This window comes from Ralstonia flaminis, from assembly GCF_958415495.1.
Lineage (GTDB): Bacteria > Pseudomonadota > Gammaproteobacteria > Burkholderiales > Burkholderiaceae > Ralstonia > Ralstonia flaminis.
The window spans coordinates 80,744-99,704 of the sequence record NZ_CATZLL010000018.1; the positions used below are offsets into that span (position 1 = coordinate 80,744).

At 64.6% G+C, this 18,961-nt stretch carries 17 protein-coding genes and 1 riboswitch; of the genes, 7 read left to right on the forward strand and 10 right to left on the reverse strand.

Annotation, left to right across the window (positions count from 1 at the left end; all coding sequences use genetic code 11):
* Window positions 1-224 precede the first annotated feature (224 nt).
* Window positions 225-434, forward strand: a complete 210-nt coding sequence (locus R2N11_RS23190; RefSeq protein ID WP_316682524.1) for a hypothetical protein — start codon at window positions 225-227, stop codon at window positions 432-434.
* Here the strand turns inward: R2N11_RS23190 and R2N11_RS23195 are convergent.
* Complete coding sequence (locus R2N11_RS23195) at window positions 431-799, reverse strand: hypothetical protein (RefSeq protein WP_316682525.1); 369 nt, start codon at window positions 797-799, stop codon at window positions 431-433. The two genes, R2N11_RS23190 and R2N11_RS23195, sit on opposite strands and share 4 nt — an antisense overlap.
* Window positions 800-993: 194 nt before the next feature.
* Between R2N11_RS23195 and R2N11_RS23200 the strand changes: the two genes are divergently transcribed.
* A complete protein-coding gene (locus R2N11_RS23200) occupies window positions 994-2,466 on the forward strand; it encodes an aminotransferase-like domain-containing protein (protein WP_316682526.1) in 1,473 nt (490 codons plus the stop codon).
* Between the two features lie 22 nt (window positions 2,467-2,488).
* Here R2N11_RS23200 and R2N11_RS23205 read toward each other — a convergent pair whose 3' ends face one another.
* From R2N11_RS23205 to R2N11_RS23230, 6 genes are all read right to left on the reverse strand, one after another.
* On the reverse strand, window positions 2,489-3,130 hold the full coding sequence (locus R2N11_RS23205) for a PqiC family protein (RefSeq protein ID WP_316682527.1): 642 nt from the start codon (window positions 3,128-3,130) through the stop codon (window positions 2,489-2,491).
* Entirely contained in the window at window positions 3,127-4,770 is a 1,644-nt protein-coding gene (locus R2N11_RS23210) for a PqiB family protein (RefSeq protein WP_316682528.1), read from the reverse strand. The genes R2N11_RS23205 and R2N11_RS23210 overlap by 4 nt, the downstream gene beginning before the upstream one ends.
* Complete coding sequence (locus R2N11_RS23215) at window positions 4,767-5,468, reverse strand: paraquat-inducible protein A (protein ID WP_316682529.1); 702 nt, start codon at window positions 5,466-5,468, stop codon at window positions 4,767-4,769. Before R2N11_RS23215 ends, R2N11_RS23210 begins: the two co-directional genes overlap by 4 nt.
* The gene (locus R2N11_RS23220) at window positions 5,465-6,289 is read right to left on the reverse strand and encodes a paraquat-inducible protein A (RefSeq protein ID WP_199031201.1); all 825 of its coding nucleotides are present in this window, start codon (window positions 6,287-6,289) and stop codon (window positions 5,465-5,467) included. The genes R2N11_RS23215 and R2N11_RS23220 overlap by 4 nt, the downstream gene beginning before the upstream one ends.
* Window positions 6,290-6,481: 192 nt before the next feature.
* Window positions 6,482-7,354: an S-formylglutathione hydrolase gene (fghA, locus tag R2N11_RS23225; protein WP_316682531.1), complete on the reverse strand. Its 873-nt coding sequence runs from the start codon at window positions 7,352-7,354 to the stop codon at window positions 6,482-6,484.
* Between the two features lie 18 nt (window positions 7,355-7,372).
* Complete coding sequence (locus tag R2N11_RS23230) at window positions 7,373-8,479, reverse strand: S-(hydroxymethyl)glutathione dehydrogenase/class III alcohol dehydrogenase (RefSeq protein WP_316682533.1); 1,107 nt, start codon at window positions 8,477-8,479, stop codon at window positions 7,373-7,375.
* Window positions 8,480-8,712: 233 nt separating this feature from the next.
* On the opposite strand from R2N11_RS23230, the gene R2N11_RS23235 reads away from it, so the two are divergent.
* Window positions 8,713-10,515 carry a methyl-accepting chemotaxis protein gene (locus tag R2N11_RS23235; RefSeq protein WP_199031198.1) on the forward strand — a complete coding sequence of 601 codons (1,803 nt, stop codon included), beginning with the start codon at window positions 8,713-8,715 and terminating at the stop codon, window positions 10,513-10,515.
* 7 nt (window positions 10,516-10,522) lie between these two features.
* Here R2N11_RS23235 and R2N11_RS23240 read toward each other — a convergent pair whose 3' ends face one another.
* The gene (locus R2N11_RS23240; protein ID WP_316682534.1) at window positions 10,523-11,191 is read right to left on the reverse strand and encodes a glutathione S-transferase family protein; all 669 of its coding nucleotides are present in this window, start codon (window positions 11,189-11,191) and stop codon (window positions 10,523-10,525) included.
* A 139-nt stretch (window positions 11,192-11,330) separates the two neighbouring features.
* Between R2N11_RS23240 and R2N11_RS23245 the strand changes: the two genes are divergently transcribed.
* Window positions 11,331-12,143: a DUF6597 domain-containing transcriptional factor gene (locus tag R2N11_RS23245; protein ID WP_316682535.1), complete on the forward strand. Its 813-nt coding sequence runs from the start codon at window positions 11,331-11,333 to the stop codon at window positions 12,141-12,143.
* 13 nt (window positions 12,144-12,156) lie between these two features.
* Here R2N11_RS23245 and R2N11_RS23250 read toward each other — a convergent pair whose 3' ends face one another.
* Both R2N11_RS23250 and R2N11_RS23255 read right to left on the reverse strand, forming a co-directional pair.
* Window positions 12,157-13,914 carry a GGDEF domain-containing protein gene (locus R2N11_RS23250; protein ID WP_316682537.1) on the reverse strand — a complete coding sequence of 586 codons (1,758 nt, stop codon included), beginning with the start codon at window positions 13,912-13,914 and terminating at the stop codon, window positions 12,157-12,159.
* 459 nt (window positions 13,915-14,373) lie between these two features.
* Window positions 14,374-15,450 (reverse strand): MBL fold metallo-hydrolase, encoded by a 1,077-nt coding sequence (locus R2N11_RS23255; protein WP_316682538.1) that lies wholly within the window; start codon window positions 15,448-15,450, stop codon window positions 14,374-14,376.
* 156 nt (window positions 15,451-15,606) lie between these two features.
* On the opposite strand from R2N11_RS23255, the gene R2N11_RS23260 reads away from it, so the two are divergent.
* From R2N11_RS23260 to R2N11_RS23270, 3 genes are all read left to right on the forward strand, one after another.
* A complete protein-coding gene (locus R2N11_RS23260; protein WP_316682539.1) occupies window positions 15,607-16,218 on the forward strand; it encodes a TetR/AcrR family transcriptional regulator in 612 nt (203 codons plus the stop codon).
* A gap of 138 nt (window positions 16,219-16,356) precedes the next feature.
* Window positions 16,357-17,409, forward strand: a complete 1,053-nt coding sequence (locus tag R2N11_RS23265; RefSeq protein WP_199031191.1) for an AI-2E family transporter — start codon at window positions 16,357-16,359, stop codon at window positions 17,407-17,409.
* Window positions 17,410-17,475: 66 nt separating this feature from the next.
* A riboswitch (Fluoride riboswitch) is annotated at window positions 17,476-17,546 on the forward strand.
* A gap of 76 nt (window positions 17,547-17,622) precedes the next feature.
* On the forward strand, window positions 17,623-18,933 hold the full coding sequence (locus R2N11_RS23270) for a voltage-gated chloride channel family protein (RefSeq protein ID WP_316682540.1): 1,311 nt from the start codon (window positions 17,623-17,625) through the stop codon (window positions 18,931-18,933).
* Window positions 18,934-18,961: the final 28 nt, after the last annotated feature.

An 18,961-nucleotide genomic window follows, 5' to 3' on the forward strand; every position in this document is an offset into this window, starting at 1 on the left:
AGCGCAGGCTGCGCATGCGCTGGCGGCACAGCAGCACGTGGCGCGCAACGCGCGGCGGGTGCGTCGATGTGCTGCTGTTGGCGTTGGCGGTATCGGCGGTGCGTGACCAGGGTGCAGCAAGGCAGATGCCTGCACGGCAGGGCGGTGCGTGCCGTGCTTGCGTGGTACGCCGGTTGCGTCGGCTTGCCAGGGGCCAACACGCCATGCCAAGCAGGAGCCCGACCATGAAGCCGCAGAAGCATCCTTCGCAACACAAGCCCGGCGCCGAGCGTCAGGCGCGCGACGACCCTGTCGATCGTGCCAAACCGAATCTCCCCGTTTTGCCCAGCGAGAGCGCGGTCGGCGAGGAAGACCCGGGAGACTTCGAGAACGCATCCATCCGCCGGGATGACGGCCATCGCAACCCTGGCGCCGCACCGCCGCGAGAGCGCTAGGCTCGCCCGCGCCGCGTCTGCTGCTGCCCGCCGAGCAACGCCAGCCAGCGACGCAGTGGTGTGAGCCATGCCCACCGGTAGGGTGGTCCAACGGGCACGAGCACGCGCAGTTGTGCGCCGTCCGGCCGGTCCGCATACAAGCCCCACCAGCCGGAAGTCTCCAGCACGTACGCATGGCCCTCCGTAAAGGTCTGGCGGACCCGGTACGCCTCGCCGGCCAGCCAGCGCGGCGGGTGCTCCAACGTGATGCTGCCTGCCAGAACCACGATGGTGGTGCGGGCCGGCAGCCATTCAAGGCGGGATTCACCGGTCAGCAAGGCAGGCCATTCGGTGTGGAGTGGGGTGTCGGGGGTGCTGGCAGTCATGTCGATCTCCTGTGCATGACTGCAGCCTAAGCATGTGCCCTGGGCCGTAACAGACACAGAAAGCGCCGCTTGCACCACAACAGCGCCCGCATTGCGCCCATCTGTTGCGGTACAGTTTTGCGTTGTCTGTATCTGTTGCGGTGAAGTCCTTGCCTGCATGATCTGCGGGAGATTCTCACCGTCACCCGCCCGTCATGACCGTCACCGAGTTGACCCTCCCGCCCATGCAGCCTGCACAGCCTCTCTATCGGATGCTGGCTGATCACTACCTCGGCGCAATTCGCAGCGGGGTGCTGATGCCGGGCGAACGCATGCCGTCGGTGCGCACGCTCATGCGTACACATGGGGTGAGCCTGTCAACGGCGCTGCAGGTGTGCCGGCATCTCGAAGCCGAGGGCTGGCTGGAAGCGCGCGAGCGCTCGGGGTATTTTGTGCGCCAGCCGCGCCGTGCCTTGCTTGCGCCGGTCAAGGAGCCGGAGGTGGCCACGCCGGATCCGGCTGCTTACGTGGGCGTGCATGCGCGCGTGTCGGCCATCGTGGCGCGTGGGCAGCAGGCCAATGCGCGTGTTGATCTGTCGGGGGCGAGCGGGGCGCCGGCGCTGTATCCGTCGGCCGCACTCAACCGGATCACCACGCAGGTGCTGCGCCGGCATCCGTTCCTGCTTACGCAGGCCGTGACGCCCAATGGGCACCCAGAACTGCAGATCGCCGTGGCGCGCCGCGCGCTCGACATGGGGATGCAGATTGCACCGGACGAAGTGGTTGTCACGCATGGCTGCATCGAAGCTGTGAACCTCGCGTTGCGTGCGGTGGCGCAGCCGGGCGACACGGTGGCGGTGGAATCGCCCACGTACTACGGCTTGCTGCAAGTGCTGGAGAGCCTGGGCATGCGCGCGGTGGAGATTCCCACCAGCCCGCGCACCGGCATGTCGCTTGAAGCGCTGGAAATGGCGGTGCAGGCATACGACAACATCCGGGCGGTGGTGGTGGTGCCCAACCTGCAAAACCCGCTGGGCAGCATCATGCCCGACGCGGCCAAGCGGCGCATGGCGGCCTTCTGCGAGCAACACAACATCGCCCTGATTGAAGACGACACCTACAGCCCGCTGGCCGACAGCAACACACCGCTCAAGGCACTCAAGGCGTGGGACCGCACGGGCAACGTGATTTACTGCGCCTCTTTGAGCAAGACGGTGGCACCCGGCCTGCGCCTGGGCTGGATGACAGCCGGGCGCTGGCAGGAGCGTGTGCAGATGCTGAAGTTTGCGCAGTCGCGGCCGAACGATTCGCTGCTGCAGGTGGTGGCCGGACGCTTTGTTGCCTCGGGGGCATATGACCGCCATATCCGCACGCTGCGCCAGACATTGCGCGAGCAGCGCGAGCGTATGGCGGAGTCGATTGCGGAGTGCTTTCCGGCCGGTACGCGGTTGTCGGTGCCGTCGGGCGGGTTGGCGATGTGGGTGGAGTTGCCGACCAACGTGTCGTCAGTGGCCTTGTTTGATGCAGCGCTCAAGCACAGCATCCGCATTGCGCCGGGAACGATGTTCTCGAACCTGAACCGCTTCGATCATTTCTTCCGCATCTGCTTCGGGCTGGAGCCCTCGGCCAACCTGGAGGCTGCGTTGGCCACGCTGGGCGAGCTGACGCGGCAACTCACCGAGGCGTAATCGAGGCGCAATCGAGGCGCAACTACCGGCACCAGGCCGGCATGGCTGCGTGCGACTCCAGACCCTGCACGCTCTGTGCGATCTGTTGCGACCACTGCTGCACCAACTGCTGAGTCGATGCCACCACCGCATCGACACCCGCGCTGGCCGGTGCCGTCAACGTGTTCTGGCAGGTGAGGGCGGCGGCCGGGCCCTGCGTTTGCGTTGCCGTATCACGCGCCACACGCCAGGTCACCAGCGCCGTCACGTTCTGGCCGGGGCGCGCGTCATAGCTGCGCATGTCCGCAGCAATGCGGTAGAGCGGCACGCCCGCAGGCGCTACGCCGCCGCCAACATCCACCGCTGACAGTGCGCCGGCCAGATTGGCCGACAGCGCATCACGCAGTTCCGAGCCGAAGGGTGACGCCCACCGCTGTTGCTCCAGCGCCTGCACTTCACTGTCAGACGTACGCAGCACGATCTGCGGCTTGTCCAGGCGTTCAGGCACACGCACGCCTGACAGGCGGAAAGCGCGCTGGAAGCGTGCATCGGGCGCGGGCGCTTCGTTGCGCAGCGACAGCGTATGCAACGTCGGCTCGGGCGAGGCGCACGCCGCTACCAGAGCGGCAGCGGCAACGGCGCCGGCCAATCGAAGAGAAGACGACAGCATCGACGTTTGCATCATTGCGCATCCTTTGCCTTGCCCCGGATCAGCGCTTCGGGGTGGGTTTGCAGGTAATCGGTCAGCACGCGCACCGAGGCGGCGGCCTTGGCGACCTGTTCCAGCGTGTCGCGTGCGTTGCGTTGCAGCGGCGCGTCGTCGGAGAAGGTCTGGCGCGCGGTCTCCAGCGTACGGCGTGCCTCCGCCAGTGTTTCCTTCATTTGCGGAGCCAGGTCGCTGTTCACCGTCTTGGCCAGCTGTTCAGTCTGCTTGAGCGTGGCGTCCAGCGTGCCGAGCGCGCGATGCATGTCCTGGCCGATTTGCTCGAACGGTACCTTGTTGAGCTTTTTGGCAATGCCGGCGAGCTGCGCTTCAATGTCGTCGGTTGGATTGTCGGCGGTCGGGAAGACATAGGCGCCGTCGCGTTCGCGCATGCCGAAGCGAGGCGGCGTCTTCTCGCGGTCGCCCGGGTCGACAAAGTCGAGTTGCACGAATTGCTGGCCGGTCAGCAAGCTGGCGTTTTTCAACTGCGCGCGCATGCCGTTCTTGATGAGCACGTCGAACTGTGTGCGGACATCCTCGGCTGCGTGTTGCGGGTTGTCGTCGCGAATGTCCATGCCAAAGCGCGTCGGGTACAGCGTGGCAGTGACGGGCAGCACGAACTCATGATGCTTCTTGCTGTAGTGGATGCCGATCGATTTGATCTCGCCCACATTGATGCCCTTGAACTCCACCGGTGCACCCACGGTCAGCCCGCGCAGGGAACGATGGAAGTACATCACCACCGTTTGCGAAATGTGCTCCGGATCCTTGAGTGCCGTGGCTTCGTTGCGCACGAGCTGATACTCGGTGTTGGGCGTGGCCGGCTCATGGTCGGCCTCTTCCGGCGTCTGGAAGGCAATGCCGCCGAGCGCGACGGTCAGCAAGGATTGCGTGTCGAGCTTCAGGCCGTTGGCGTCGAGTTTGAGGTCGATCCCGCTGGCGTTCCAGAAGCGTGTGCCGCGTGCGACAAACTTGTCGAACGGCGCATTCACGAAGACATGCAGCGTCACGCCCTTGCCGTCGATATCGATGTCGTAGCTGGTGACCTGTCCTACACGCACGCGGCGGAAGTACACCGGCGAACCGATATCGAGCGAGCCAAGATCCGGCGCATGCAGCGTGAATTGCTTGCCCGGGGTGTCGGCGTAGATGGCGGGTGGTGTGTCCAGACCCTTGAACGTGGATTTTTTGTCGTGGGAGCGCCCGCCGTCTACGCCGATGTAGGCGCCTGAGAGCAGCGTGCCCAGCCCCGAGACGCTGCCTGCTGCAACACGTGGGCGTACGACCCAGAAGCGCGCGTCGGATACCGCAAAGGCCTTGCCGTCGTGAGTGAGTTCGATCAGTGCGACGGCGCCGGAGCGATCGTCCGTCAGCCCGATGGACTTCACGACGCCAATGTCGACGCTCTTGTACTTCACACGCGTCTTGCCCGCTTCGATGCCCTCGGCCGAGCTGAAGGTGACCGTGATCTGCGCGCCGCGCGCCAGGATCACGCGCGCCATGAGCGTCCCACCCACCAGGAGTGCAACGATCGGCACCAGCCAGATCAGCGAAGGCAGCCAGCGCTTGCGTTTTACGCGGCGCGGCGGCGGGACGTTTTCTTTATCAATGGGGTCGGTCATGCGTCGGTCTCATCGGGATCGGGCTCGTCGACGGCGTCCCAGATCAGGCGGGGGTCAAAACAGCGGGCGGCGAACATGGTCAGCACCACCACGGCGGCGAATGGCCCGACACCGGGGCCAGGCTTGATGACAGCTAGCGTGGACAAGTGCACCAGCCCCGCCAGCAATGCCACCACGAATACGTCGAGCATCGACCAGCGGCCGACTGCCTCGACAATCACATACAGCCGCGTGCGAAAGCGCGGGTTCCAGCGCCAGCGCTGCTGCACCGACAGGCACAGCACCGCCAGAATGCCCAGCTTGGCCAGCGGCACAAAAAAACTGGCGATGAACACGATGATGGCCAGGTGCCACGAGCCCGACGTCCACAAGTAGACGATGCCGCTCATGATGGTGTCTTGCTGCGTGCCGACCAGCGTGTCGGTAATCATCACGGGCAGCATGTTGGCCGGCAGGTACATGGCCATCGCAGCAATCAGCAGTGCCCAGCAGCGCATCAGGCTCTCGGGCTTGCGCGCGTGCATGGGCGACAGACAGCGCGGGCAGACCGGCGCAGCGGCGTGCTCGGGGGTATCGTCGTGCGCGAGCGCGGCCTTGGCGGCCGTCTGCGCGCCGGGCATGCGTGCGAGCAGGCCGCAACGCTCACACGTGGCAAGGCCATGTGCGGTGGCCCGGATGGGGGCTGCGGTGTTGCTCATGCGCGGCCCTCGCCATCGGTGGTTTCGCCGGGGCGGGCTGCGGCATCCATGCCGGTGGGTGCGTTGACATGCGTGCCCGGTGGAAGCGTCATGCCGATCTCGCGCCAGAACGGGCGCAGATCGATCGACAGCGCAATCGTCATGAACACCGTGAGCGCGCCGAATGCCCATAAGCCCGCGTCGGCTTGCAATGACACCATGTGCGCCACTTTGATGAGCGCCACCACCACGCCCAGCATGAAGATCTCGATCATGGCCCAGGGCCGGATCAACGCCGCCGCGCGCAGCGCCAATGCCGCCGCCGGATGCTGCCGCCCGCGCAGTCGTGCAATCAGCAGCGGTGCCAGCACAGTCATGTACAGCAGGGGGAACAGCAACGTGGTCAGGCCAACCAGTACAGCCGCGAACACCATGTTGTAGTTGTACAGCGCTTCAACAGCGCCCCACAGCGTAGTGGTGCTGCGGTTGCCGCCGCCGTTGAGCTCGGCAATCGGGAAGCTGTTGGCGACGAAGTAGACGATCAGCCCCGTTACGATTAACGGCAGCAGTACCGAGAGCCGCTCGCTCTGGTTGCGATACAGCTTGACGCCGCAGCGCGTGCAGCGCGCCTCTTCATCCAGCGCGATGACCTCGTGGCGATGCAGCGTGTCGCAATGCTCGCAGGCGATCCACGCGTCGGGATCCCCGGGGAGCGGTTGTGCGACCGGGGCGGCGGGTGAGGCGGAAGCGGTGCCCGATGCGTCATCTGGCGCCAGCCCGGGCAGGGCCGCACGCCACGATTGCGGCAGCGGGAAGGGGAATTTCACGTCGAACAACTCCATCGTCTGGCCGGTGACCGGGCCGTTACATCACTTCTGCGCGATATCGCAAAGCGCAGCCCTGCACCGGATCAAGTGGGGGCGATTATACATACAGGGGTGAATGTATAGTCGCCCACACCTTGGATCCGCATTTTGACGGTGGAGGCGCTGCAAGAATCCCGCCATCCACATTGTTTGAAGGTTGTCCTCCTGCTAACTGCGGCCATGCAACTGCGCAGCGTGGAGCAGCAGGTGGTCCTCGATGAACGTTGAGATGAAGTAGTAGCCGTGGTCGTAGCCGGGGTGGCGGCGCAACTGCAATGGCTGCCCGGCGGTGGCACATGCGGCGGCAAAGTCATCCGGATACAGCTGCTCGGCGAGGAATGTGTCGGCTTCGCCCTGATCGATCAGGATGCCGCCGGGAAACGGGCACTGCGCCTGGTGCATCAGCAGCGTGGCATCGTGCGCGGCCCATGCGGCGCGGTCGTCGCCGAGGTATCCCGTGAACGCCTTGATGCCCCACGGGCACATGGATGGATGCGCAATGGGCGCGAACGCCGACACCGAGGCAAAGCGCTCCCGGTGGCGCAGTGCCAGCGTCAGCGCACCGTGCCCGCCCATCGAGTGCCCGAAGATGCCGATGCGCCCATGGGCGACCGGAAAGGCGATCCGCGCGATGTGGTGCAGCTCCTCGGTGATGTAGCTCTCCATCCGGTAGCGCTCGCGCCAGGGTGCCAGCGTTGCGTCCAGATAGAAGCCGGCGCCGACGCCGAAATCCCAGTGGTCGGTTTCGCCAGGGACGTTGGCGCCGCGTGGGCTGGTGTCGGGCGCGATCAGGATGAGGCCTTCGCGTGCGGCCACGCGTTGTGCGCCGGCCTTGATGGCGAAGGTCTCTTCCGTGCAGGTCAGGCCTGCCAGGTAGAACAGCGCGGGGCAGCGGGTGCCCGCCAGCGCCTGCGGCGGCAGGTAGACCGAAAAGCGCATCGGTAGGCCGATCGCTGACGAGTCATGCCGATAGAAACGCTGCACGCCGCCAAAACAGGCGTGCTCCGAGATCAGCTCAAGTGCGGGCACCGGGATGGTCATCGCGTGGTTCCTCGATCCTCAGTACAGCACGACCGAGCGGATCGACTCACCGCGCTTCATCAGATCAAAGCCCTCGTTGATGCGTTCGAGCGGCAGCGTGTGCGTGATGAGGTCGTCGATGTTGAGCTTGCCCTCCATGTACCAGTCGACGATCTTCGGCACGTCGGTGCGCCCGCGTGCGCCGCCGAAGGCCGAGCCTTTCCACTCACGCCCGGTCACGAGCTGGAACGGGCGCGTGCTGATCTCCGCCCCGGCCTCGGCCACGCCGATGATGATCGACTGGCCCCAGCCCTTGTGGCAGCACTCCAGCGCCTGGCGCATGACTTTCGTGTTGCCGATGCATTCGAACGAGTAATCTGCGCCGCCATCCGTGAGCTGGATGATGTGGTCCACCACGTTGTCCACGTCGTTCGGGTTGATGAAGTGCGTCATGCCGAATTTGCGCGCCATGGCTTCACGCGCGGGGTTCAGGTCGACGCCGATGATCTTGTCGGCGCCCACCATCTTGGCGCCCTGGATCACGTTCAGTCCGATGCCGCCCAGACCGAACACGACCACGTTTGCGCCGGCTTCCACCTTGGCCGTGTAGACCACCGCGCCCACGCCCGTGGTGACGCCGCAGCCGATGTAGCTGACCTTGTCGAACGGTGCATCGGGGCGGATCTTTGCCAGCGCAATCTCCGGCACCACGATGTGATTGGCAAACGTGGACGTGCCCATATAGTGGAACAGCGGCTTGCCGTCGATCGAGAAGCGCGAGGTGCCATCAGGCATCAGGCCCTTGCCCTGTGTGGCACGGATCGCCTGGCACAGGTTGGTCTTGCGCGAGAGGCAGAACTTGCACTGGCGGCATTCCGGCGTGTAGAGCGGGATCACGTGGTCGCCCGCCTTGAGCGAAGTGACGCCTGCGCCCACTTCCAGCACGACGCCCGCACCTTCATGGCCGAGGATGGCCGGGAAGATGCCTTCCGGATCGGCGCCCGAGAGCGTGTAGTAGTCGGTATGGCAGATGCCGGTAGCCTTGATCTCGACCAGCACCTCGCCGGCGCGCGGGCCTTGCAGGTCAACTTCTTCCACGGTGAGCGGAGCACCGGCTTTCCAGGCGATGGCGGCTTTGGTCTTCATGTGTACTCCTTTTGGTAGGTGGGGGAGCCGTTTGGCTGTCGGCGTCATACGAGACGGGCGATTGTAGAGTGTTGCCTGCCACGGCAATGTGTCGCGTGCGTAACAGGCATCAGATCAGGCTTCAGATTTCCTTACGACGGCCGTTTCTTGAGCGACGGCACAGCTGACAGGGCGATGTGCTGCTTGTCTTACATGGCGGAACCGCCGCCATGGGCTTCGTAGGAAACCATACCGTGCTTGCTTCCATTCGTACCCGCATTTTGCTGACCTGCGTTGCCATTGTGGTCGGCGCACTGACTTTCGCTGGTGGCCTCAACTACCTCGTTACGCGTTCATACAACGAAGAATCGACCCGCTTGAGCCTGCAGGCCATTGTGCGTGGCCGTACCTCCACCATTGATGAGTGGGTTGCCATCAAGACGCAGATGGTGGCGTCGTTGCAAGATGTTGCCCTCACCGCTGACCCGGTGCCTGTGTTCAAGGCTGTGCATCAGGCTGGCGGCTTCATCAACATCTATGTCGGTTACCCCGACAAGTCGTACAAGTTTTCGAACCCGGAAGGGATCCCCAGTACTTACGACCCGACCGCGCGCCCCTGGTACAAGCAGGCTGTGGACGCCGGCAAGCCGGTAGTGACGCCGCCGTACGTCAGCGCCAGCACGGGCCAGCTCGTGGTGACCTTTGCGGTGCCCATCCTGCAGGGCGGCGCCCTCAAAGGTGTGATCGGCGGTGACGTGGCGATGGACAGCGTGATCGCCAACGTCAAGGCCATTCATCCGACGCCGGCCAGCTACGGCTTCCTCGTCAACGCAGCCGGCAAGATCGTCGCACACGCGGATGACAAGCTGACACTCAAGCCTGCGACCGATCTGTCTGCGGCGCTGAGCGACAGCGCGCTGACGGCATTGACGCAAACCGACAAGCTGACGGAAGTCACCATCAACGGCGTTCCCAAACTGCTCTGGCGCCAGGGCGTGAAGGGCACCGACTGGGGCCTCATTGTTGCGCTGGACAAGTCTGACGCGACGGCGGGCATGCGCTCGCTGGTGATGACCTCGGCCGGCGCGCTGGTGGGCGTGGCCATCGTGGCCGCGCTGATCGTGGGTGCGATGACCGCGCGCGCATTCCGCCGCCTGTCGTTGATTCGCGATGCGATGGACGACATCGGCTCGGGCAGCGGTGACCTCACCAAGCGCCTGCCTGCGGACGGCGAAGACGAAGTCGCGCAGATCGCGCGCTCGTTCAACACCTTTGCCGACAAGCTCACGGCGGTGATGCAGCAGATCCGCCTGGGCAGTGATTCGGTGCGCTCCGCCGCGCAGGAGATTGCCGCCGGCAATGCAGACCTGTCGCAACGCACGGAAGAACAGGCCAGCTCGCTGGAAGAAACTGCCTCGAGCATGGAAGAGCTCACGAGCATCGTGAAGCAGAACGCCGACAACGCGCGTCAGGCGAGCCAGCTTGCGGTCACTGCATCGGATGTGGCTACGCGTGGTGGCGACGTGGTGGGCCAGGTCGTGCAGACCATGGGCGGCATCAACGAGAGCAGCAAGAAGATTGCCGACATCATCGGCGTGATCGAAAGCATCGCGTTCCAGACCAACATCCTGGCGCTGAACGCTGCGGTGGAAGCCGCCCGCGCAGGCGAGCAAGGCCGCGGTTTTGCCGTGGTGGCCAGCGAAGTGCGCAGCCTTGCGCAGCGTTCAGCCGGTGCCGCCAAGGAAATCAAGGCGTTGATCAGCGACTCGGTGGATCGCGTTTCCAACGGTACGGCGCTGGTCGACCAGGCGGGCGTGACCATGGCTGAGATCGTCGATGCGGTGAAGCGCGTGACTGACATCATGGGCGAGATTTCTGCAGCGTCGGAAGAGCAGAGCAGCGGCATCGAGCAGGTCAACCAGGCCGTCAACCAGATGGACCAGGTGACCCAGCAGAACGCCGCGCTGGTGGAGCAGGCCGCCGCCGCTGCGGAATCGCTCGAGGAACAGGCCCACAACCTCAACGAGGCCGTGGGGCAGTTCCGTCTGTCGCACTGAGCCTGATTCAGGCGCCCGGGGCGGCTGCACTGGCCGCCGCCTTGGCTGCGTCTTGTTCTGCCGCCAGCGCCAGATCGGCCGCCTGCGCACGTTGCATGGCCGGGCGCGCCATGATGCGGTCAATGTAGGCGCGTACCAGCGGTGTTTCCGGCATCAGCTTGAACATCGTGATCCAACCCAGTGCCGCTCCCCACAGTACGTCTGCCGCTGTAAAGCGTTCGCCAAGCAGGTAAGGACCCTTGGCGAGTTGCGCGTTGATCGTGTTGATCACCGTGTCGAAGTCGCCATACGGCGACTGCGAATAGGCGGCCGGCTCGCGCTTCATCGAGCGGTCCACCACGGCGGGCTCAAAGCACGCGCCGTAGAACGCCACCCAGCGCAGATACGCACCGCGCAGCGGGTCCCCCACCGCCGGTGACAGACCCGCCTCCGGATACAGCTCCGCCGCATATAGGTAGATGGCAACCTGCTCGGTCACCACCTCATCACCGCGGCACAGCGTCGGCACTTTGCCCAGTGGGTTGAGGGCAAGGAAGGCCGGCGTCTTGTGTTCGCCTGTGCTCAGGTCGAAGGGGCGCAGTTCATAGTCGGCGCCCAGTTCTTCGAGCAGCATGCGCACGCCCCGCGAGCGGCTGCGCGGCGAGTGATACAGGATCAGGTGGCGGTCTCGCGACATCGTGGTCTCCGGTGTGTGGTGGATGCTGCGGTGGCTGTGTGCATCAGAGACTGCCACTGTAGGCTGACGATCCGTCCCCGTCTTGGAAAAATCCGCTGTGGCGGTGCATCATCGCGGCATCGCTTCTGATGGCACTTCCATGACCGACCTGCGTGACGTTGTCGACAGCCCCAAGGGCGTGGTCGACCCGCTAGCCTTTCGTCAGCGTGTTCGCCTGAACCGCTACCAGCCGAGTGCCGCGCTGGCCGGCGTGCTCGATCACCACTGGATTGTCGAATGGGATTTGCGTGGCCAGCCGCCGTTCACGCAGCGCACGCTGCCGTATCCGTGTGTGAACGTGGTGTTCGACCAGCGGCAGACGGGCATCTTTGGCGTGGTGTCAGGCGCCTTTGAGACCACGCTGGCCGAGGCGGGTCGCGTGATCGGCCTGCGGTTTCGGCCCGGTGCCTTTCGTGCGTTTTTCGGCAAGCCCGTGCACCTGCTGACCGACAAGGTGCTGCCGGTGTACACGCTGCTTGGTTGCGACGATGCGCAGGCCGAAGCGTTCGTGCTCAGCGCGCGGGATGACGCGGGCATGGTGGCTGCCGCAGAAACGCTGCTGTTGCGCGTCTTGCCGCAACCCGATCCGCAGGTCGAGCGCATTCACACCATCCTGCAGATCCTGCAGCAAAACGCGGGTTTGACCCAGGTGTGTGATCTCGCCGAACGCGTGGCCCTGAGTGAGCGCACGCTGCAGCAAGTGTTTTCAGAGTACGTGGGGGTGACGCCCAAGTGGGTGATTCGCCGTTACCGCCTGCATGAAGCGGCCGATCAACTTGCCAACGGCGCGGCCGTCGATCTGGCCGAACTTGCGCACGCGCTGGGCTATTTCGACCAGGCGCACTTCACGCGCGATTTCCGTCGTCTTGTTGGCAAGGCACCGGCAGAGTATCGGCGTACCAATCAGCCCTGACGCGCCATGCGCCTCAGTCGGCCGCTGCGGATAAGTCGTGTGCGGGCGACGGCGGATCGCTCTTCATACGGTTGCGCCCGGCCAGCTTGGCCTCATACAGCAGACGGTCTGCACGCTTGAGCAGCGATTCCAGCGTCGGGTGGTCCGCTGCCTTTGCCACGGCCACGCCAAAGCTGGCCGTCATGCGGCAAGGCACGTCGGTGCCAGTCGGCACGGCCACCTCGGCAATGCGTTTGCGCAGGCGCTCGGCTACGCTGCGTGCCTGGTCCAGGCTGTCCGCCCACGCCATCACCGCGAATTCTTCGCCGCCAATGCGCGCCACCAGGTCGGCCGCGGGACCATCGGTGCGGCACAAGCGCGCGACGGTGCGCAGTGCCTCGTCACCGATGGCGTGGCCGTAGGTGTCGTTGATGCGCTTGAAGTGGTCGATGTCAAACATCACCAGGGCGATGAACGGCGCCTTGGGTTCGGGCGCCTTGCAGATCGCAATCGACTGATCTTCAAAGGCGCGGCGGTTGAGCAGTTGGGTGAGCGGATCGGTCTCGGCCATGCGTGCGAGTTCCTGCATCAGGTGCGCACGCTCCAGTTCAAGCCGGCGCCGCTCGATGCTGTTGATGCGCAGCACGCGGATCGCCTCGAACATGGCGCGGATCTCGCGCCGCGTGAAGCTGGTCGGAATATGCAGGCTCAGGTTGCCGCCCGCGATGGCATCGATCAGGCGCGTGGCGTTGACGAACGGGCGCACCACGTCACGGCGGAACGAGACGATCATCCACGCCAGCGCCCCCAGCGCCGACAGTACAGCCGCCGCCGAGCCCAGCAGCACCCACAGCATGGCGCGCCGGTGCGCGCGGATGTCGTCTTCGGCCAGGCGCAGCACGCTGTCGCGGAAATCGGTGATGGCGTGCATCGTCGGCACGTAGCGCTCGGCGAACTGGCCAGTGGTGACGTCCGCCCCGCCTGGCTGGTCGGTGGCGGCGCGCACGGCTTCGAGATAGCGCAGGCCGTCGCCAAAGTACTGTGCGTTCAGCGTGTCCATGGCGTGCTGGCCGAGCGCTGACCCGCGCACGAGGCGTGTCTCAATCATGACGCGCAGCTGATCGATGCGCCCGTGCGTGCGCGCGATGGCGAGCTGTTCGTCCAGCGTCAGCTTGCGGTGCATGGCCAGTGCGCTGGTGAAGCGCGAGCCGAGCTGGCCGGCGTATTCGCGCAGGTCGGCCGCCAGTCGGGCCAGTGTCAGGCAGTTGAGCACGTCGGGGTCGCCGCGCGTGATGTTGGCCGTGCGTGCGTTGATGATCGGCATGAATTCGGGAATTACCCCGATCATGCGGTCCACCGCATCCGCCAGCGCGCCGCTGGTGCGCGACGGTAGGGGCAGGGCGACGAGGTTGTCGACGTTCTGGCGCGCGCGGGACAGGTCGGCCTGTGCCTGGCGCGCGGCATCGGCGTCGGCAACGCAGCCGGGGCAGTGATCAGGTTGCAGTGCGTTGAGCAGCGTGGCGATGTGCTCATCGCTGGCGGCGCGCATGCGTTGCAGGGCGTCGGTACGTTCGGCCGGCAGCGGCAAGTCCTCGCCCAGCACCGCGTTGGTCGGGCCACGCTCGGCGGAGACTTTCTCCATCGTCAACAGCACGGCGCGCAGTGCCTGGAAGCTGCGAGCGGCGTCATCTGCCCGACCATAGGCGAGCCATGCGTAGCCGAGCAGCCAGCATGACAGCGTGAGCACCGGGATCAGGACGATGGCGACACTGGCGCCGAAGCGCCTGTCCATCGACGTTTCTGAGGACATGAGCGGGAGCGGTGGCGTCTTGGCGGGCGACTCGGCGAGGGAGGGCGCAGCGGATGTGCGCGGTGCTTACCCAGCCTAACGGCAAGACGGAGGGCATCTTTACGTCGTCATTGAACGCTCACGCTGCTGTCAGACTGCAAACAAATGAAAAGGGATTCTTGCGGATCCTTTAAGGCGGGCAGGGCCCGTTCTGGGCGGCGAGGTACCTTTGTTACGGCAGATATTGTTTCGCCCGCCGACAACGCAGATCTGCGTCAAGCCATCAATGACACCTTGAGTCTTGCGCCTCGGCAGACCATCCGGTTGCGTTTGTGCGAACCTGCCACGGCAATGCCAAATGGTTTCCATGCGTGGATGGAGCGCGAGACCGGATCACCCAGCGCACCCCGCCCTTGCTCGACCAACGTCACGAACGCCACGCTCGTGATCGGGACAGGCAGCTCAGGTAGCCGTGGAGGGTACGGCGGCCAGCGGCGATGCTTCTGCGCTGGCACGCCACCAGGCCGGTGTGGGGGCCGGTTGCACCATGTCGAGTTGTGCACCGATGGTTGGCGTCAGTACTTCCACCGAGTGAGCTCGAGCTGCTGCGGCAATGCGTTCGAACGGTTCCTGCCAGGCGTGGAACGCCAGATCAAACGTGCCATTGTGGATCGGCACGAGCCGACGCCCGCGCAAATCCAGATGCGCCTGAACGGTCTGCTCCGGCAGCATGTGTACATAGGCCCAGCGCGGGTCGTAGGCACCGGTTTCCATCAGGGTCAGGTCGAATGGCCCGAAGCGCTCGCCGATGGTCTTGAAGCCCGGGAAGTAGCCGGTGTCACCGCTGAAGAAGACCCGCAGGTCGTCATCGATCATGACCCACGACGCCCACAACGTGCGATTGCCATCAAACGGCGTGCGGCCCGAAAAGTGTTGTGCGGGTGTAGCGGTGAATTGCAGGCCGCCCACCGTGGTCGATTCCCACCAGTTGAGCTGCCGCACCTTGTCGGCGGCGATGCCCCAATCGATCAGCCGGTCACCCACGCCCAGCGGTGTGAGGAAGTGCTTCACTTTGGGCGCGAGCGTGCGGACGGTTTCGTGGTCCAGATGGTCGTAGTGATCATGCGAGAGGATGACCGCCTCGATCTCCGGCAGGTCTGCCAGCGTGATCGGGGGCGCGTGAAATCGCTTGGGGCCGAGCCACTGCACCGGCGAGGCGCGCTCTGCAAAGACCGGATCGGTCAGCCAGAAGACACCGCGCAGCTTGAGCAGCACGGTCGAGTGGCCGAGGCGAAACAGTGAGCGATCGGGCGCTGCGAGCAGTGCTTCACGCGTCAACGCTTGGGTCGGCACCGGCTGCTCCGGCACGGTACCCGCGGGCTTGTTGAAAAAAGCCCACATCAGGCGCAGCCCTGCCCAGAAACCCGTTTTGGTTTTGGGTCGGCTGATCGGGTTATGAAACTTGTTGTCCGCGCTGGGCGTTGCCGATGTAGCGGGGGCGGCAGCAGGCGAGGACGACGTGGCGGGACGCAGCGACATGTGGAGAACTCCAACAGCAAGGGGCAAGCGGATCAGGCAAAGCCTCAAGCCCTGACTGACGCGTCCTCCAGGCAAGTGTGCCTTGCGCCGCCGGATGGGAGGACATAACATGAGGCGGCCTCCGTTTAATATGCGGAGGCTTCCTCCGTTTGTCAAGTGAGACCCGATTCAGTGGCCGAGAAGATCACAAGCCGAAAACCCCGCGCCGATGCCGAACGCAACCGCCAACGCCTGCTGGACGTGGCAAAGGCGGCGTTTGCGCAGAAGGGCGTTTCCGCCAGCCTTGAAGACATTGCGCGTGAGGCGGGCCTGGGCATCGGCACGCTGTACCGGCACTTTCCGACACGCGAGGCGCTTATCGACGAAATCTACCGGGATGAGGGCAACCGGCTCGTTGAGGCGGCACAACAGCTGTCCGCACAACTCGCGCCGTTGGACGCCATTCAGGCATGGCTGCTCCTGTTCATCGGTTATCTGTCCAACAAGCAGATTCACGCCGACGTACTCAACTGCATGGTCAGCGGCGAGGATGGCGAGGGTGGCGACAGGCTGTGCACCTTGTCTGCCGAGGCGATCGTCGAGGCACTGACCTTGTTGCTGCAGCGTGCAAGAAAGGCAGGCGAGATTCTGCATCCGATCGAGCCGCTTGAACTGCTGTGTGCAATCGCCGGTGTGGCGACGTTCGGCGCCGACACCGACTGGGAAGCCGGTGCCAAACGCCTTGTTGCACTGATGGTTTCCGGGTTGCGCAACCCGATGCCCGTGTAGCGCCACCTTTGCGCGCGCTGGCGGCGGTGCGCGCAACTGCTATGCCAACAGCATCGTCGCGGGCATACTCCGGTTCAACCCACGTCGCTCTGGCCTTACCCGGAGCCTTCAGACTTCACCTTCACGCGAAGGCGCACCATGGATAGCGGACACGACCGCCAGTATTTTTTCTACCTTCTGCTATTCGCCGTTACCGTCGGGCTTTGCTGGATACTCTCGCCGTTCTTCGGGGCGGTGTTCTGGGGTGTCATCCTGGCGATTCTGTTCCAGCCCGTGCAGCGCTGGCTGGTCGCCCGGTTCAACAAGCGGCGCAATCTGGCCGCGCTTGTCACGCTCACCCTGATCATCCTGATCGTGATTCTTCCGCTCTTGTTCGTGGCGATTACGCTCGTGCAGGAAGTGGCCTACGTCTATCAGGAAATCAAGAACGCGCAGCCCAACTATTCGCAGTACTTTCAGGACGCCATCCATGTGCTACCGGCGTCGATCCAGCAGTTGCTCGCCAAGTACGGTCTGGCCAATCTGCCCGGCATCCAGCGCAAGCTCAGCGATGGTGCCGCACAGATCAGCCAGTTTGCGGCCACCCAGGCGCTCAGCATCGGTCAGAACACGTTTCAGTTCGTCGTCAGTTTTGGCGTGATGCTTTACATGGTGTTCTTCCTGCTGCGCGATGGCGGTGAGATCGGCCGTCGCGTGCGCCGCGCACTGCCGCTCGACGAGGAGCACAAGAACCTGCTGCTGGCCAAGTTCACGACGGTCGTGCGCGCCACCGTGAAAGGCAACATCGCAGTTGCGCTCGTGCAGGGTGCGCTCGGCGGATTGATCTTCTGGGTTCTGGGTATCCAGGGCGTCGTGCTGTGGGGTGCACTGATGGCATTTCTGTCGCTGCTGCCTGCGATTGGCGCGAGCCTTGTCTGGGTGCCCGCCGCGCTGTACTTCCTGGCGACGGGCGAGCTGTGGAAATGCGCGATCCTCGTGGTGTTCTGCGTCGGCGTGATCGGGCTCGTGGACAACCTGCTGCGCCCGATCCTCGTCGGCAAGGACACAAAGATGCCCGACTGGGTCGTGCTGATCTCAACGCTGGGCGGGATGGCGCTGTTCGGCATCAACGGCTTCGTGATCGGGCCGCTGGTCGCCGCGCTGTTCATGGCTAGCTGGGACATCATCGCGCGCGCCGGGCAGGCTGAGTGACACAGACTGCGCCGTGATGGGCATCACGCTCATGCCCACGGCGTTGCTGATTTCAGGCACAATTCGCCATCTTGTGGAGATGGCATTCCTCCCTTAACCGCCGGCAGCAACTGCTGGCTGATGATGCCTACAAGTTCCTGGGCAAGGAAGTTGTAGGCTCACGTCCACACGACATCCTGTCGTCCAGGTTTGCGTTCTTCGAATCTGGTCATCATGAAGAGAAAGATCACACGTTCCGAGCCACTGCTCATGCTGGCGTATCTACTGCGCTGGCTCTCGCTCGGGTCGCTCGTTGGCATGCTCGCCGGGCTCGGCTCTGCCGTGTTGCTGCTGGCGCTCGACTGGGCGACTGACACGCGCTTGGCACACCCGTGGCTGCTGTGGCTGCTGCCCCTGGCCGGCCTTGCCGTCGGCCTGCTGTATCACTACACAGGCCGTTCGGTGGAGGGCGGCAACAACCTGCTGATTGACGAGATTCACGACCCGAAGCGCGTGGTGCCCAAGCGCATGGCGCCACTGATCCTGCTCGGTACCGTTGTCACTCACCTCTTTGGCGGCTCGGCCGGGCGTGAGGGGACTGCTGTTCAGATGGGGGGGAGCTTTGCTGACTATCTGACGCGCTTGTTCAAGCTCGACCCGGGCGACCGCCGCATCCTGCTGATGGCCGGCATCAGCGCCGGTTTTGCTTCGGTGTTTGGCACGCCGCTGGCCGGTGCCGTGTTTGGCCTGGAGGTGCTCGCCATCGGGCGTTTGCGGTACGACGCGATTCTGCCGTGCTTTATCGCAGCCATCGTTGGCGATCTGGTGCCGCCACTGCTGGGGGTGCATCACACGCCGTATGCGATTCCGTTTGTTCCGCACCTCACGCCGGTTGCGATTGGCATGGTGGTGCTTGCCGGCATCGTCTTCGGCTTGGCAGGCAAGACGTTTGCAGCGCTGACGCATAAGCTCGGTCGCCTGCTGAAGCACCGTATTCCGTTTGGGCCGCTGCGCCCGGTGTTGGGCGGCTGCGTCGTCGTGGCTGGAGCCATGGCGCTGGGGACTGACAGGTACCTCGGGCTGGGCGTTCCCGTCATCGTCGATGCCTTTCACAATCCGTTGCCGGCATACGATTTTGCAGGCAAGGCTGCCTTTACCATCGTGACGCTGGCTTCCGGCTTCAAGGGCGGTGAGGTGACGCCGCTGTTCTATATCGGTGCGACGCTGGGCAATGCGCTCGGTTATGTGTTGCCGCTGCCGTTCCCGCTGCTGGCGGGGTTGGGGTTTGTTGCGGTGTTTGCGGGCGCAGCCAATACGCCCATTGCATCGACCCTGATGGCGATGGAGCTCTTCGGCCCCGAGGTCGGCACGTTTGCCGGCATTGCCTGCGTGGTGAGCTACCTCTTCTCAGGTCACGCCGGCATCTATCACGCGCAGCGCATCGGCCATGCGAAGCGCCCGTCAGAGCCCGACGGAGCCGGCCTGTCTGCCGCGCAGGCGATCGAGCAGGCATCCACAGACTCCACCGAGCGCCCGCAACGCTGATCTGCGGATCCGGCCGCGCGCGATCTCC

What these genes read in the sequence shown, in the direction of transcription:
- R2N11_RS23190 (WP_316682524.1), top strand. Translation starts at nt 225, where the DNA reads ATGAAGCCGCAGAAGCATCCTTCGCAACACAAGCCCGGCGCCGAGCGT.
- R2N11_RS23195 (WP_316682525.1), bottom strand. Translation starts at nt 799, where the DNA reads ATGACTGCCAGCACCCCCGACACCCCACTCCACACCGAATGGCCTGCC.
- R2N11_RS23200 (WP_316682526.1), top strand. Translation starts at nt 994, where the DNA reads ATGACCGTCACCGAGTTGACCCTCCCGCCCATGCAGCCTGCACAGCCT.
- R2N11_RS23205 (WP_316682527.1), bottom strand. Translation starts at nt 3,130, where the DNA reads ATGATGCAAACGTCGATGCTGTCGTCTTCTCTTCGATTGGCCGGCGCC.
- R2N11_RS23210 (WP_316682528.1), bottom strand. Translation starts at nt 4,770, where the DNA reads ATGACCGACCCCATTGATAAAGAAAACGTCCCGCCGCCGCGCCGCGTA.
- R2N11_RS23215 (WP_316682529.1), bottom strand. Translation starts at nt 5,468, where the DNA reads ATGAGCAACACCGCAGCCCCCATCCGGGCCACCGCACATGGCCTTGCC.
- R2N11_RS23220 (WP_199031201.1), bottom strand. Translation starts at nt 6,289, where the DNA reads ATGGAGTTGTTCGACGTGAAATTCCCCTTCCCGCTGCCGCAATCGTGG.
- fghA (WP_316682531.1), bottom strand. Translation starts at nt 7,354, where the DNA reads ATGACCATCCCGGTGCCCGCACTTGAGCTGATCTCGGAGCACGCCTGT.
- R2N11_RS23230 (WP_316682533.1), bottom strand. Translation starts at nt 8,479, where the DNA reads ATGAAGACCAAAGCCGCCATCGCCTGGAAAGCCGGTGCTCCGCTCACC.
- R2N11_RS23240 (WP_316682534.1), bottom strand. Translation starts at nt 11,191, where the DNA reads ATGTCGCGAGACCGCCACCTGATCCTGTATCACTCGCCGCGCAGCCGC.
- R2N11_RS23245 (WP_316682535.1), top strand. Translation starts at nt 11,331, where the DNA reads ATGACCGACCTGCGTGACGTTGTCGACAGCCCCAAGGGCGTGGTCGAC.
- R2N11_RS23250 (WP_316682537.1), bottom strand. Translation starts at nt 13,914, where the DNA reads ATGGACAGGCGCTTCGGCGCCAGTGTCGCCATCGTCCTGATCCCGGTG.
- R2N11_RS23255 (WP_316682538.1), bottom strand. Translation starts at nt 15,450, where the DNA reads ATGTCGCTGCGTCCCGCCACGTCGTCCTCGCCTGCTGCCGCCCCCGCT.
- R2N11_RS23265 (WP_199031191.1), top strand. Translation starts at nt 16,357, where the DNA reads ATGGATAGCGGACACGACCGCCAGTATTTTTTCTACCTTCTGCTATTC.
- R2N11_RS23270 (WP_316682540.1), top strand. Translation starts at nt 17,623, where the DNA reads ATGAAGAGAAAGATCACACGTTCCGAGCCACTGCTCATGCTGGCGTAT.